The 13608-nt window shown below is 48.6% G+C and carries 14 protein-coding genes; 10 read left to right on the plus strand and 4 right to left on the minus strand.

Annotated features, from left to right (window positions below; genetic code table 11):
• Nucleotides 1–68: 68 nt before the first annotated feature.
• Nucleotides 69–596 carry a hypothetical protein gene (locus B2633_RS03875; RefSeq protein ID WP_483169260.1) on the plus strand — a complete coding sequence of 176 codons (528 nt, stop codon included), beginning with the start codon at nt 69–71 and terminating at the stop codon, nt 594–596.
• A gap of 15 nt (nt 597–611) precedes the next feature.
• Nucleotides 612–2081 carry an AAA family ATPase gene (locus tag B2633_RS03880; protein ID WP_481038466.1) on the plus strand — a complete coding sequence of 490 codons (1470 nt, stop codon included), beginning with the start codon at nt 612–614 and terminating at the stop codon, nt 2079–2081.
• A gap of 189 nt (nt 2082–2270) precedes the next feature.
• On the opposite strand, the gene B2633_RS03885 is transcribed toward B2633_RS03880, so the two are convergent.
• The 4 genes from B2633_RS03885 to B2633_RS03900 all read right to left on the minus strand — a co-directional run bounded on the left by B2633_RS03885 (nt 2271) and on the right by B2633_RS03900 (nt 5663).
• On the minus strand, nt 2271–3548 hold the full coding sequence (locus B2633_RS03885) for a YibE/F family protein (RefSeq protein ID WP_483169261.1): 1278 nt from the start codon (nt 3546–3548) through the stop codon (nt 2271–2273).
• 277 nt (nt 3549–3825) lie between these two features.
• On the minus strand, nt 3826–4608 hold the full coding sequence (locus B2633_RS03890) for a hypothetical protein (protein WP_483169263.1): 783 nt from the start codon (nt 4606–4608) through the stop codon (nt 3826–3828).
• A complete protein-coding gene (locus B2633_RS03895) occupies nt 4598–5293 on the minus strand; it encodes an ABC transporter ATP-binding protein (protein WP_483169265.1) in 696 nt (231 codons plus the stop codon). The genes B2633_RS03890 and B2633_RS03895 overlap by 11 nt, the downstream gene beginning before the upstream one ends.
• The gene (locus B2633_RS03900; protein ID WP_483169267.1) at nt 5286–5663 is read right to left on the minus strand and encodes a GntR family transcriptional regulator; all 378 of its coding nucleotides are present in this window, start codon (nt 5661–5663) and stop codon (nt 5286–5288) included. The genes B2633_RS03895 and B2633_RS03900 overlap by 8 nt, the downstream gene beginning before the upstream one ends.
• Nucleotides 5664–5848: 185 nt before the next feature.
• Between B2633_RS03900 and B2633_RS03905 the strand changes: the two genes are divergently transcribed.
• From B2633_RS03905 to B2633_RS03940, 8 genes are all read left to right on the plus strand, one after another.
• Nucleotides 5849–7108 (plus strand): competence/damage-inducible protein A, encoded by a 1260-nt coding sequence (locus tag B2633_RS03905; RefSeq protein ID WP_483169269.1) that lies wholly within the window; start codon nt 5849–5851, stop codon nt 7106–7108.
• Complete coding sequence (gene thpR, locus B2633_RS03910; RefSeq protein ID WP_483169271.1) at nt 7105–7665, plus strand: RNA 2',3'-cyclic phosphodiesterase; 561 nt, start codon at nt 7105–7107, stop codon at nt 7663–7665. The genes B2633_RS03905 and thpR overlap by 4 nt, the downstream gene beginning before the upstream one ends.
• A 94-nt stretch (nt 7666–7759) precedes the next feature.
• Entirely contained in the window at nt 7760–8794 is a 1035-nt protein-coding gene (recA, locus tag B2633_RS03915; RefSeq protein ID WP_483169273.1) for a recombinase RecA, read from the plus strand.
• 393 nt (nt 8795–9187) lie between these two features.
• Nucleotides 9188–10717: a ribonuclease Y gene (rny, locus tag B2633_RS03920; protein ID WP_483169275.1), complete on the plus strand. Its 1530-nt coding sequence runs from the start codon at nt 9188–9190 to the stop codon at nt 10715–10717.
• A 137-nt stretch (nt 10718–10854) separates the two neighbouring features.
• On the plus strand, nt 10855–11349 hold the full coding sequence (locus B2633_RS03925) for a hypothetical protein (protein ID WP_481038474.1): 495 nt from the start codon (nt 10855–10857) through the stop codon (nt 11347–11349).
• Between the two features lie 10 nt (nt 11350–11359).
• Complete coding sequence (locus B2633_RS03930) at nt 11360–12145, plus strand: TIGR00282 family metallophosphoesterase (protein ID WP_483169277.1); 786 nt, start codon at nt 11360–11362, stop codon at nt 12143–12145.
• Nucleotides 12146–12263: 118 nt separating this feature from the next.
• Nucleotides 12264–12524 (plus strand): stage V sporulation protein S, encoded by a 261-nt coding sequence (locus B2633_RS03935; RefSeq protein WP_054694695.1) that lies wholly within the window; start codon nt 12264–12266, stop codon nt 12522–12524.
• Between the two features lie 74 nt (nt 12525–12598).
• Nucleotides 12599–13564, plus strand: a complete 966-nt coding sequence (locus B2633_RS03940; protein ID WP_483169279.1) for a dipeptidase — start codon at nt 12599–12601, stop codon at nt 13562–13564.
• Nucleotides 13565–13608 lie beyond the last annotated feature (44 nt).

The raw sequence follows: 13608 nt of genomic DNA on the forward strand, positions 1-13608 counted from the left end.
TGCCATATATTGTCCAAAGTTAGGGACTATGGTCTATGTTATAATAACTTGGAAAGGGGCTGGCTCACATGAAAAAGAGCGATTTTAAAACTGCCATTTCCCTGGCTGTCTTCGTTATCTCCCTGGCGATACTGATGGGCGGCTATCAGCTATATATGAAGTATATGATAATCAATCCGGTAATCCAGCAACTGGAGGCCCGGCCTGCCATAGCCAACGTGGAACTGTCAAGGGTTGAAGGACAGTTTGAGGTCGCAGTGCAGCTGCAAGAGGTGTACAACCTGCAGCAGGAGTACCAGGCCATACAGGAGGCCCTGGATAATACTTTAAAAAAAGGCGCTTACAAGCTGATCATCACCGATCCCCAGGATGAAATGCTGCAGCAAGCATATTTACACCTGCAGCCAGCCATTTATGAAGCGGCGGCCAATCACAGCTTTGTATGGCTGGATCAGACCTTGGGCCAATACGCGGTCGAGAAAGGGATCTCTTATCACCTTTACGTCGACGACCGCTATTTATACCTGCATCTGGCTGATGGAGAGAATAGTATGTACCGTGTTATTGAACTGAAAAGCAGCCAGAACATTACCTAGTGAGGAGAATTGGACATGAAAGAATACCTGATCGGGATTGGAACAGCCTTTCTGGTTTTTCTGGCCTTAATCGGCTATAATATACTGCCTGTGGCGCTTTTCGGCGGATTGGCGGTAGTCTGTTATATGTTCTTGCATATGCAGGGGGCAATCCGATTTAATAATCTGGGTGCAGAGAATGGTAAAAAACGCCAAAAAAATATTTCCTTTGACGACATCGGAGGACAGGACTCGGCCATCAACGAACTGGGCGAAGCCCTGGAATTTTTGCGCAGCCCCGATTTGATAAGCAAAATGGGCATACGGCCGTTAAAAGGGGTTCTTTTGGTCGGCCCTCCGGGAACCGGCAAAACCTTGATGGCCAAGGCCGCAGCCAACTACACCAGTTCGGTTTTTATCGCCGCTTCAGGCAGTGAATTTATAGAAATGTATGCCGGAGTAGGGGCTAAACGGGTCAGGCAGTTGTTCAATGACTCCCGCAAAAAGGCCCTGAAGCAAAACAGCCACAGTGCTATTATCTTCATCGATGAATTGGAGATCTTAGGAGCCAAGCGCGGCAAGAACACCAGCCACATGGAATACGATCAGACTTTGAATCAATTGCTGGTGGAAATGGACGGCATCAATCCCGACGATTCAGTGCGCATACTTCTGATCGGGGCCACCAATCGCGCCGATATGCTGGATCCGGCTTTATTAAGACCGGGACGATTTGACCGTCAGGTACAGGTTAATCTCCCCGATAAAACCGGCCGCAAGAAAATTCTGGAGATTCATACCCGCAACAAGCCTCTGGACGACTGCGGGGACCTGGACCAGATCGCTGCCGCCACTTTCGGATTTTCCGGTGCTCACCTCGAAAGCCTGGCCAACGAAGCTGCCATACTGGCTATGCGGGAAAAAAGCTCAAAGGTCTTAAGCCGCCACTTCAATGAAGCCATTGACAAGGTGATTTTGGGCGAGAAATTGGATCGCAAGCCTTCATTGGAAGAAGTGGAACGGGTAAGTGTACATGAGAGCGGTCATGCTCTATTGAGTGAAACCCTGATGCCGGGATCGGTGTCCTCGGTCACCATCGTCCCCCGCGGGCAGGCTTTGGGCTTCATGCGCAAGAATCCGCCCGATGACCAATACTTGTATACCCGGGAACAACTGGAAAGTGAGATCATGATAGCGCTGGGTGGAGCTGCAGCCGAGGAGATCAAATACGGCAACCGCAGCACCGGAGCCAGAGGAGACTTCAAAGCCTGCTGGAATACCGCCAGGCAGATTGTAGAGGCCGGGTTGTCCTCTTTAGGCATTGTGCATGCTGAAGATCTGCCCCAGGAGAGCCTTTTTGAAGAATGCAAGAACATCATCGTGGACCTTGAGCAGAAGACCATAAAGCTCCTGCAGGATAAGAAGGATGCCCTTTTTACCCTGGCAGCGAGCATACAGCAGGAAGAGACAATAGACCGGCAGCGATTTGTAGAAATCATCCATTAAAGATACAGGCGCGGACGGTTCTTGAAGGGGCCAGATATTAAGTTTCCTGAATATCAGGGCCAAAAGCTTAAAGCAATATTATTAATGGTTTTAGACGTTGGTAAGAAATTTGATAAATAAGCTGGTTTCGGGCAAAGGGTCCTCGGGGTTTTCTGGTGGATCGAATCCAGGATTAATAGCACTCTGCTCCTACGCATCCTCAGCCCTATAAGGCAGCGCCTGAATTTTCCCCGATCCATTAAGCCATCCTGCTATTAGTGCGGTAAATGGTATGCAGGCAATTAAACCTATGCTCCCTACAAGTGCTCTCACTATTTCAGTAGTAATCATTTCCCAATTAAGAAAACTGATTGGTTCCATTTTGTACGCCATAAACAAAAGCATCAATGGAAGAGCACTGCCCGTATAAGCCAGGATTAGCGTATTGGCCATGGTTCCCATAATGTCCCGTCCGACATTCATACCTGCTCCCATTAACTGATAAGCCTTCATACTGGGATCAGCTTTTTTAACCTCACTTATCGTTGAAGCCACAGACATGGCCACATCCATGATGGCGCCTAGAGCTCCAATAAGGATGCCTGAAAACAATAATCCCCTGATGTCGATGGTTATATTGTTGACGTATAAAAGCATGCGTTCTTCCTCGGTACTAAGCCCGCTCAACTGAGCTAAACCGCCAAAAAGATAAGCTAACAGTCCTGCTGCAATCAGTCCACCAACAGTTCCTAGAGTGGCAGCTATGGCTTTTCGACTGAAGCCGGCTATAAAAACCATGGTGATTAGAGTAGCTCCCACCAGCACCATAATAGTTAAAGGCAAGGCGGGTTTACCTGCCAGCAAGCCGGGAAGTAATATCTTATAAATTCCTAAAGCTGTAACACCCAGTCCCAAAAGAGCCTTTAATCCCTGATAACGTCCTATTATAAGTATCAATGCAGTAAAGATAAGCGTCAGCCATAGCAAGGCAGGGCTCCGCAACCGATCAGCTACATAGACATTCTGCAGTACTGCACGTCCGTCGCTGTCAATCTCTGCAGTCATATAGAGTACTATTTTATCTCCGGGTTCAACAATGATATCTATGCCTGGCGATCCAGTTAAGTTATTAGTAACCAGCAAATCCTGTCCTTTATAAGTACCGCTTAACATGCGCACCTTTACCGTTTGTTCGGTAATCCTGTTTTGTGCGGTCTCGGAGGGGTCACGATCTATACTGTTTACCTCCAGTACTATAGCCTTTTCATAAAACTCTTGCTGCTGTCTTTCTGGTTCTAAGAGATATTCTCCAGGGATCTCCCCATCAGCCGGGTCAACTGCAGTGGCGCTCGTCGCTAATTGGGTGGTTGGAGAATTAGCTTGAGCAGCTGCAACCTGTTCAAGATGAATGAAAAGACCTGCAGCAAAAAAAGAAAGGAATAAAGCTAATGATATCATTAGCTTCGAAAGCCGGGTAATCCTACGCATGATAATAATACCTCCGGAAGTCAGGGATACCTAATTATATAAGATTAAGTTTGATTTCTGAAGATTATTTGTCTCTTTTGTTCATTAAATCTTACATTTCGCACCTTTGCCCTGTTTTGGTTTGGTGGCTTAAACAATACCACAGAAAGTGCTTTCCTTTTCGCTTTTTCCGAAAGTTTCTTATATAGTTTTTTCTAAAACCACCGCGGCAGCGATTTCGTTCTTTTTCCGTTCCTGCCTTGGCAGGAACGGAAAACCGTACCCTTGTTCATGGATTTTACAGTTCTATGCGGCGGTTATAGATCCATACCGTACCGGCGTATATCAATGTGCTGACCCCCAGCAAGGCCGCGATGAACAGCAGCAAGAACTGGTTAAAAGCGTCAATAGTCCATTGAATCGAAAAGTCTATGCCGAGAAATGAAACCAGCTCATTCCCCACCAGCAATCCCAGGTCTTGTATGGTGAACAACAATGCCAAGAAAACCAGCAGGGTCACCAAACCTGAATAGCCGCGCACCAGTTTACCCACAATCTGACTGCCGAAGCTAATACTGACCAGATATATCAATCCCGCTATACTGAGCAGATAGAATAAGAGTCCTGTTCCCAGGAGCTGTCCATAGCTTACTCCTGGTGTGAGGTGGATGGTTTGCAGCGCCCGTTGTATCTCTTCTCCAACCAAAGCCAGACTCACTATGAAGCCGCTGACCAGGACCGCCAGGGTTCCTGCTATATAATTTGTTACCAGGGCGGCCATTTTTGCGCCCAGAACCAATGCTCCTTTTACCGGCAGGGATAAGAGCATATAGATGGTATTGCTTTTCCATTCCCGGTATATAAGCTTAAATGATGAGATAAAGGGCAGAAAAGCGGCCAGCCCCAGCAGCATCAGATTAGGCAGCACCAGAATATGCGCATACGGAGTATGATTCAGTTTAAAGAACAAAAAAAGGTTGACTACGACCGCAAGTCCTGCCACGATAATGGTTTCAGCAGCTAAATCCCGCATCTCTTTAGCATATAGGGCAGTAAACATTTTTAAACGCTTAGCCTGCATGACGGAAAGCCTCCTTCATAATTTCAACCAGGGACATAGCCCGTTCCTGGCGAAGATCTTCAGCATTGCCTATAAGCTTGATCCGGCCGTTGTCAATGAAAACTACCTCATCGATTATATTTTCGATCTCGGCAATTTCATGGGTAGATATGATGATGGTCTGTTCTCCCTCACGAAAGCCCCTGATCAAAGTGCTGATAATCTCCTCACGGGTAAGCACATCGATGCCCGAAAGCGGTTCATCCATCAAAACATAAGGGGCTTTGCGGGAAAGGGTCAAGAGCAATTTTACCTTGGCCCGCTGCCCTTTGGATATGGAAGCGACTTTCATGTCTTCATTTAAATCCAGGTACTCCAGCAGTCCTTGAAAACGGCTCTGGTCCCAGTCGGTATAAAAAGAGCGCAAAAAGGCAGCGGCTTGCTTAACCGTCATCCAGTTGTAGAGGTGGTCGATTTCGGGAAGAAAGGCCACCTTTTCTTTAACTTGCTGCGGCGGCTGGCCGTCAACCAGCACCTGACCGCGGTCGGGGCGATTCAGGCCGGCTATCATCTTGAGTGTGGTTGATTTGCCGGCGCCATTAGGCCCGAATAGCCCGGTGATTTTTCCGGGATGAAATTGATGGGAAAAATCGTTTAAAGCTATGGCCTTGCCAAATGCTTTGCTAACATGTTGAAATTCAATCACGTGGTTTGCCTCCCTCTGCAGTAATCTCACTGACCAACCGGCTTATAATTTCCTGGTCATCGAAGCCCAGTTCGCGCATTTCCAACAGGTAGTGCCGCACGTATTCGCGGGCCATTTCGGTTTTGCTCCGTTCCAGGCTTTGATCGGATATCTTCACAAAAGTCCCTTGACCGCGCACCGTTTCTACAATATCCTGCTGCTCCATCTCTCGATAGGCGCGTTGTACGGTATTGGGATTGACCTTGGCTATTTCAGCGTATTCCCGTTGTGAAGGAATCTTGTCACCCCTCCGCAAATCGCCGCGAATCATCTTTTTCAAATATCCGCTGATAATCTGGCGGTATATCGGGCGTGAAGGATCGAATGCCAACCGGCTCACCTCCCACTAGTGTACTATAACACTAGTGTACTAATGAATAGTGCAATTGGCAAGCAAATTTTTTCAACATAGCAGAAAGCCCGGAAAGAAATTGATGACCGCCCACAGTTCTGGTGTCCTATCCGCAGAAAATGCTTATAATAATAGGGATGGATTGAAGGAGTTGAAACGGAGCTATGAAAAAGGCCTATATAATATCAACCGGAACTGAACTGCTGCTGGGGACTACGGTGGACACCAATTCCATGTTTCTAGCGCGGAAATTGGCCGAATTGGGCCTCAAAGTGATGGGAAAAAGCATTGTTGGGGATAACCGCGATACTATCGCGGCTGCTTTCAAGACCGGGTTAGAAATGGCCGACCTGGTGGTAGCCTCGGGAGGTTTGGGACCTACTCGGGATGACCTGACCAAAGAGGTGGTCTGTGAACTTTTGGGATGTGAACTGCAGGTAGTGGAAGAAGAGCTTGAGGCTATAAAGGCATTTTTCTCCAAGCGCAACCGCAAAATGGCGGAGAGCAATCGCAAACAGGCCATGTTTCCACCTGAGGCTAAAATCTTGAAGAACCGTTTGGGGACTGCTCCGGGAATGTACCTGGCCAAGGACGGGAAGATAGTAATCTTGTTGCCCGGTCCGCCGCGGGAAATGCAGGATATGTACCTTGCGGCAGCAGAACCCCTGTTAGGCCAGGAAGAAGGCCTCATGGGAAGCAGCGGGCAAACCCGGATAATGAGGGTTCTGGGGCCTGGTGAGTCACAGGTGGAAGATTTACTGGGGGAAATCCTCGATAAACAGCAGGATTATGGAATCGCCCTTCTGGCCCAGGAAGGCGAAGTGATAATAAAGATCACTGTAGACGGTCCCGATCCGGTAGAAGCGGGTCGGCGCCTGGAAGAACTATGCCGGAGCATCGAAGCCGCTCTGGGATCAAATGTGGTTTGTGTGGGTGAGGATACGCTGGCCGGAGTAGTTGCCAAACTGCTGACCCGGCAGGGATTGTTCATGGCTGCGGTTGAATCCTGCAGCGGAGGATTGCTCAGCAAAATGATCACCGATCTGCCGGGTAGCTCCAATTTTTTCTGGGGTTCAGTGGTTTCTTACAGCAATCAGGCCAAACAGGTTTTAGTAGGCGTAAAGGAGGATACTTTGCAGGCCTATGGAGCAGTGAGCAGGGAAACCGCTGCCGAGATGGTTGTGGGCATTAAAAACCTCTCCGGTGTCGATGTAGCAGTATCCATAACCGGAATTGCCGGTCCGGACGGGGGCAGTGATGAAAAACCGGTGGGTCTGGTGTATATCGGTCTGGCCCTTAAAGGAACAGTTGAAGTGAAAGAAATGCGATTTGTAGGTGACCGCAGCGGTATTCGCACCCTGGCAGCGAAAAGCGCCCTGGATCTGGTGCGCCGCCGGCTATTAACCGAGGAGGGTGCCAAATGAGGGCTTTTATTGCCATTCCCGCACCCGAGGCGGTAAAAGACCAGGCCGAGCAGATCAGAAGACAACTGGCCCGGACAAATCCCGATGTGAAGTGGGTGGAATATGTAAACTACCACCTCACCCTGAAATTCCTGGGTGATATCGATGATCATCAGCTCCAGAAGATTCGAGATCGCTTGTATCAGGTGGGAGAATACTGTCCGCCCTTCTACCTCAAAGTAAACGGGTTGAGCTTTTTCCCCAATAAACGCAAGCCCCGGGTGGTGTGGATGGGACTGGATGGGGATACTGAAAAGGCCGAGTTTCTGGCGGAACGCATTGATGTTTACGTTCAGGATCTAGGGTTTGAACCAGAAAAAATTCACCGCTTCCACATTACTCTGGGCAGGATCCGCTCGGAGCGAAATGTTGAGGAGTTGTTGAAAAAAGCTCACCAACTGGAATCTGCCACCAGGTCCAGTCTATTTCCGGTGCAGGCCTTTTATCTCATGGAAAGCCGCCTTACCAAGGATGGGCCTCAATATCGGGTAGAGCAAGCTTTCGCCCTACGCGGATAACAATTACCATAATATAACAGATTTTGCATTGACAACAGTAAAAACATTTGTCTATAATCAGGTTAAGCGAACATATGTTTGAGGGGGAGAGTTTGTGGACAAAGCGGAAAGTAATCAAGGCAAGGCTGAGGCTATAAACAGCACGATAAAGAATATCGAAAAACAGTTTGGCAAAGGGGCTATCATGCGTCTGGGCGAAAATGCCGCCATGAACGTGGAAGTGATCTCCACTGGATGCATGTCTATCGATATGGCTCTGGGAGTAGGGGGTCTGCCCCGGGGCCGGGTCGTGGAAATATTTGGCCCCGAATCCTCCGGAAAAACCACCGTGGCTTTGCATGCCATCGCTGAGGCACAAGCCCAGGGCGGGATGGCGGCCTTTATTGATGCTGAACATGCCTTGGATCCTTTGTATGCCAAGCGGCTCGGGGTTGATATCAACAACCTTCTTGTCGCGCAGCCCGACAGCGGCGAACAAGCTCTGGAAATAGCCGAGGCCCTGGTCAGAAGCGGGGCCATAGATGTGATCGTTGTCGACTCGGTGGCAGCCCTGGTTCCCAGAGCGGAACTGGATGGAGAAATGGGCGATGTACACGTGGGATTGCAGGCCCGCTTAATGTCACAGGCCTTGAGGAAGCTGACTGCCCACATCAGCAAGTCGAGAGCCACTTGCATTTTTATAAATCAAATCCGTGAAAAGGTGGGGATTGTTTACGGCAATCCTGAAACAACTACCGGGGGCCGGGCTTTGAAGTTTTATTCTTCTGTGCGCATGGAGGTCCGTAAAGCTGAGGCCATTAAACAGGGTACGGAATTGATCGGCAACCGCACCAAAGTGAAGATCGTAAAGAACAAGGTGGCGCCACCTTTCAAGACCTCGGAGTTCGATATCATGTACGGAAGCGGGATATCCCGGGAAGGTGATCTTTTGGATATCGCCACCAATATGGAAATAATTCAGAAAAGCGGTTCATGGTTTTCCTATCAAGGGGAGCGTTTGGGACAGGGCCGGGAAAACGCCAAAGAATACCTGAAAAACAACCCTGAGTTTGTAAAAAATATCCAGAATTTGATTCGGGAAAAACTGGCCGGGCGTTATCCCCAAGCTCCAACGGAACTGGAATCTTGACACTGTAGTTGAAAGTAAATAGAATTTAGATAGGACTCTGGTAGAAGTATCCTGTCTAATGAATAACCTTGACCAAAAAGACGGCCAGATTTATATATATTTACTCTGATGAAGAGCAATAAGCAGGCAGACAAGTTTGGGGAATGAGCCTGACATTTAAATATATCTAAAAGATGTCTTGTAGGTTGAGCAAGCTTGCTATAACGGTTTTTGATGTTGTGATGGAATTCTGGGAGAGAGGATTCTCCATCCGCCCCTGCCGTTATCGTTAGCGAAAACAAGATGAGATACTTCAAAAAGCCAGGTGTGCAGCCTGGTTTTTTAATTTGTCCGCAATTTACTGCTGTGTATATTTGAATAAATTTAAGGAGGTGAAGACGAATCAATACTTTATTGCAGTTTATTGTTATAACCCTTTCTTTGGCCATTGGTTTGATTGCCGGTTATTATGGCCGACGCTTAATAGCTGAAAGCCGGCTCGGTGCAGCAGAAGAAGAAGCTTTACGCATCGTAGACGAGGCCAGCAAAGCGGCCGAAGCCCGCAAAAAGGAAATCTTGCTGGAAGGCAAGGAGGAACTGCACCGCAACCGCCAGGAAGCTGAGAAGGAGATCCGGGAGAGACGACGTGAACTGGACCGGCTGGAGAGGCGCTTGATCCAAAAAGAAGAGCAACTGGACAGAAAGAACGAGAATGTGGAGAAAAAGGAAAGCCAGTTGCAGGAAAAGATCAGAGATGCGGAAAAGACCAACCAGGATTTGCAAACCGTGATGTCGCAGCAACTCAAGGAATTAGAAAGGCTATCCGGGTTGACTTCCGAAGAGGCCAAAGATTTACTCTTATATAATGTTGAACAACAAATTCGCCAGGAAACGGCTAGCGTAATCAAAAACCTGGAAGCAGAGGCCCGCGAAGAGGGTAATAAACGGGCCAAGAATATTGTCTCGCTGGCGATTCAAAAATGTGCTGCGGATGTAGTATCTGAAACTACTGTGTCCGTGGTGGCCCTCCCCAATGATGAAATGAAAGGCCGTATTATCGGGAGGGAAGGACGAAACATCAGAACCTTTGAAACCCAGACCGGGGTGGATCTGATTATAGACGATACCCCGGAAGCGGTCATTCTCTCTTCGTTTGACCCCATACGCCGTGAAATAGCTCGAAAAGCCCTTTCTAATCTGGTTTCCGACGGCCGAATTCACCCTGCCCGCATAGAGGAAATGGTGGAAAAGGCCCAGAAAGAGCTGGAGCAAGAGCTTCGTGAAACCGGAGAAGGAGCCGCCTTTGAGGTGGGGGTGCACAATCTGCATCCGGAGCTGATCAAGCTGTTAGGCAGACTCAAATATCGGACCAGCTATGGCCAAAATGTGTTGAAGCATTCAGTGGAGGTTGCGCATCTGGCAGGCGTAATGGCTGCGGAATTAGAGGTCGATGTATCCCTGGCCAAACGCGCCGGTTTGCTGCATGACATCGGCAAGGCGGTTGACCACGAGATAGCCGGGCCTCATGTTGAGATCGGGGTAGAACTGGCCAAAAAATACCGGGAGAACAAAGAGGTAATTCATGGTATCGCCGCACATCACAGCGATATTGAACCTGAGAGCATTGAGGCTATCCTGGTTCAGGCTGCCGATGCCATATCGGCATCCCGCCCCGGGGCCCGCCGCGAGACCCTGGAAGCCTATATCAAACGCCTGGAAAAACTGGAGAACCTGGCCGATTCCTTTGAAGGCGTTGATAAATCTTTTGCCATTCAGGCCGGACGCGAAGTGCGTATCATTGTCAAGCCGGATCAGATTGACGACTTGCACGCCATCAATATGGCCCGTGATATCGCCCGCAAGGTGGAACAGGATCTGGATTATCCCGGACAGATCAAGGTGATCGTTATCCGGGAAACCCGATCGGTGGAATATGCCAAATAAGTTTTCCTCTAAACCAAAAAAATGGAAACAGGGCTTGACAAAGCCCTGTTTTCTATATTTTACATATTTCTAGCAGCAGGATTTCTCCCCCCATTGCAGAATTCGTTTATATTACGCAGTTTAAGGAGAAAATACATATGTATCAGGATTCCGGTCTGGATGTCTTTATAAGTGCCAGCCTGAATTATCCGGAGCTAAGTGCTGTGAGATATGAAGCCGATCAGGAACAGTTGATCTTTGAGGCCGCACTGCAAGGAGAATTGAGTCCAGAAAAACAAGCCGAATTTGAGCAGCAGGTTGTTGCTGCTGTGAAATTGTTTCATAGTATTAAAGGAACCGAGCCCCGGTGGATTAGCTTGGAATATCGACATTATGCGCCCGGGCTCATTTTATTGCGCTACCATCGGGACAGCTACAGCATTTGCGAAGAGGAAACCGAGCTGTTCATCGGACTCCTGGCAGATGCCTTCAAGAATCAGATCTACCGCGACAGCACCAATATGGAGGTAGAAGAATCGGTTAAGCGGAAGGTAAAAAGGAACTTAATACAGAAGATAAGCAGAGAAGATGCTGAGACCAATCGTTTTCTCTCCTATCGTGAAGGGGGGAGGGTATTGGTCTTTAATAAGTGAGGGTTGGATTTTGAACATTTTAGTCATTGGAGACATTGTGGGAAGGCCTGGACGGCGCGCTGTCAAGGCTCTGCTGCCTGCCGTGCAGCAGCAGTACCAGATTGATTTTGTGATTGCCAATGCGGAGAATGCCTCCGGAGGCCGGGGCTTAACCGGAGATGTCATGGAAGAACTGCTTTTTATGGGAATCGATGTACTTACGATGGGCAATCATGTATGGGATAACAAAGATATCCTGCGATTTATCGACGATGAGCCCCGTTTGGTAAGGCCGTTGAATTATCCCGGCCCCTGCCCCGGTCAAGGATACCACGTCTACACTGCGGGTTTTAATACCAGAATAGCAGTGATCAACGCCTCGGGCCGGGTGTTCCTGCCTCCGCTCGATTGCCCATTTATTGCTGTTGATGATGCATTGGCTGATATTAAGGACCAGGCTGATATCATAATCGTGGATTTTCATGCCGAAGCCACCTCGGAGAAGGTAGCCTTCGGTTATTATTTTGATGGCCGGGTTCAGGCGGTTTTGGGGACCCATACCCATATTCAGACCAGCGATGAGCGCATCCTGCCCCAGGGAACCGCATACATAACCGATTTAGGCATGACCGGCCCCTATGAATCCGTTCTGGGTATGAAAAAAGAACAGGTTTTGCAGAAATTTCTTACCGGGAGACCGGTTCGTTTGGAAGTAGCCGGCGGGAAGGTGCAGTTGGAAGGGGTGGTCCTGACGCTGGATGATGATTCCCACCAGGTCGGCAAAATCATGAGAATCTCGAAGATACTGAGCGAATAAATGTGAAAATTTATCCAACACATTTATTGCCAAAAGGAGGAATTGATACTTCCATTTAGAATATAGATGTAGGAGAGCAACGCGTCTATATATAAAGATATGAGGAGGAGGTTATTAGATGGAAGTATTAAAAGTCTCAGCTAAATCCAGTCCAAATTCTGTGGCAGGAGCACTCGCAGGCGTTCTTAGAGAAAAAGGAGCTGCAGAAATACAAGCCATTGGAGCGGGTGCAATTAACCAGGCAATTAAGGCAATAGCAATAGCGCGAGGATTCGTTGCTCCCAGCGGTATGGATCTGATATGCATACCGGCCTTTACTGATATTATGATAGACGGCGAGGAGAGAACTGCGATAAAGCTCATAATCGAGCCCAGATAAATGGTTCAGTCAAGCTTGTTCCAAAGAAACTAGAGATATCAAACTATTAACCTGCTCTTAGCAGGTTTTTGTTTTTGAAGATCAAACCCATGGCCCGCCATGGAGCAACGGGAGGTAGTGTATTGATTGATTTGCATTGCGACACTTTATCAAAGCTGGTCAATAGCGGTTATTCGCTGCGGCGCAATCCATTTCACTTTGATGTTGACAGGGCTTTAGAGGCCGGGGTGACAGCGCAATTCCTGGCCCTATTCAGCCATAACCAGGACGATAATGCGGTTTTAAGGGCGATTTTGCAGCAGATCGCTTGTTTCCGGGCCAATCTGAGCGGGCCGGTAAAGGCCCGGGCGATTGCAGGATATGAGGATCTGGCCAGAGCCCGGGCCGGAGATGAAATGGCCCTTATCCTGCATCTGGAAGGAGCGGATGCGCTGGGCCAAGACCCCGGCCTTTGGCCGTTGTTTCATCATATGGGGGTGCGCAGTCTGGGATTAACCTGGAATTATAACAATGCTTTTGCCGGCGGGGTTTTAGATCCTGATCCTGCCGGTTTGACTTCCGCTGGCCAGCGTCTGCTCAATGAGATGGAGGCTGTGGGAAGTATTTTAGACCTGGCCCATGTGGGGGAGACCAGTTATTATCAAGCCCTGGAACGATATAGTCCGGCGGTAATGGTCTCACATGCCAATGCGCGCTCCATATGCGACCATCCCCGCAACTTGAGCGATCATCAGATCATGACCCTGGCCGAGCATGGGGGTATCATCGGTGTAAACTTGGTCCCGGACTTTGTTGATACCAATAATCCCAATCTGAACCGTCTGCTGGATCATATCGATTATATTTCGTCTTTGGTCGGGGTTGAACATGTCGCTCTGGGTTCTGATTTCGACGGGGCTGACGAATTGCTATTAAGCGGTGTTGAAGATTATGCGCTATTGGCAGCGGGGCTTAACGGGCGCGGTTTTACTCATCAGGAAGTAGAGGCCATCCTGCACGACAATGCTGCGGTTTTCCTGAGTAAGGTATTCGCTGCATGAGCAGGCCATGTATTATATAATCTATTAAACAGGTTAAAAACAAT

This window comes from Syntrophomonas sp. UBA1041, assembly GCF_002316705.1.
GTDB lineage: Bacteria > Bacillota > Syntrophomonadia > Syntrophomonadales > Syntrophomonadaceae > DTU019.

Bases quoted from the DNA above. Each gene is read 5' to 3' on its own strand.
- thpR (WP_483169271.1), top strand. From the start codon at position 7,105: ATGAGGGCTTTTATTGCCATTCCCGCACCCGAGGCGGTAAAAGACCAG.
- B2633_RS03935 (WP_054694695.1), top strand. From the start codon at position 12,264: ATGGAAGTATTAAAAGTCTCAGCTAAATCCAGTCCAAATTCTGTGGCA.
- B2633_RS03875 (WP_483169260.1), top strand. From the start codon at position 69: ATGAAAAAGAGCGATTTTAAAACTGCCATTTCCCTGGCTGTCTTCGTT.
- B2633_RS03880 (WP_481038466.1), top strand. From the start codon at position 612: ATGAAAGAATACCTGATCGGGATTGGAACAGCCTTTCTGGTTTTTCTG.
- B2633_RS03890 (WP_483169263.1), bottom strand. From the start codon at position 4,608: ATGCAGGCTAAGCGTTTAAAAATGTTTACTGCCCTATATGCTAAAGAG.
- B2633_RS03905 (WP_483169269.1), top strand. From the start codon at position 5,849: ATGAAAAAGGCCTATATAATATCAACCGGAACTGAACTGCTGCTGGGG.
- B2633_RS03885 (WP_483169261.1), bottom strand. From the start codon at position 3,548: ATGCGTAGGATTACCCGGCTTTCGAAGCTAATGATATCATTAGCTTTA.
- B2633_RS03925 (WP_481038474.1), top strand. From the start codon at position 10,855: ATGTATCAGGATTCCGGTCTGGATGTCTTTATAAGTGCCAGCCTGAAT.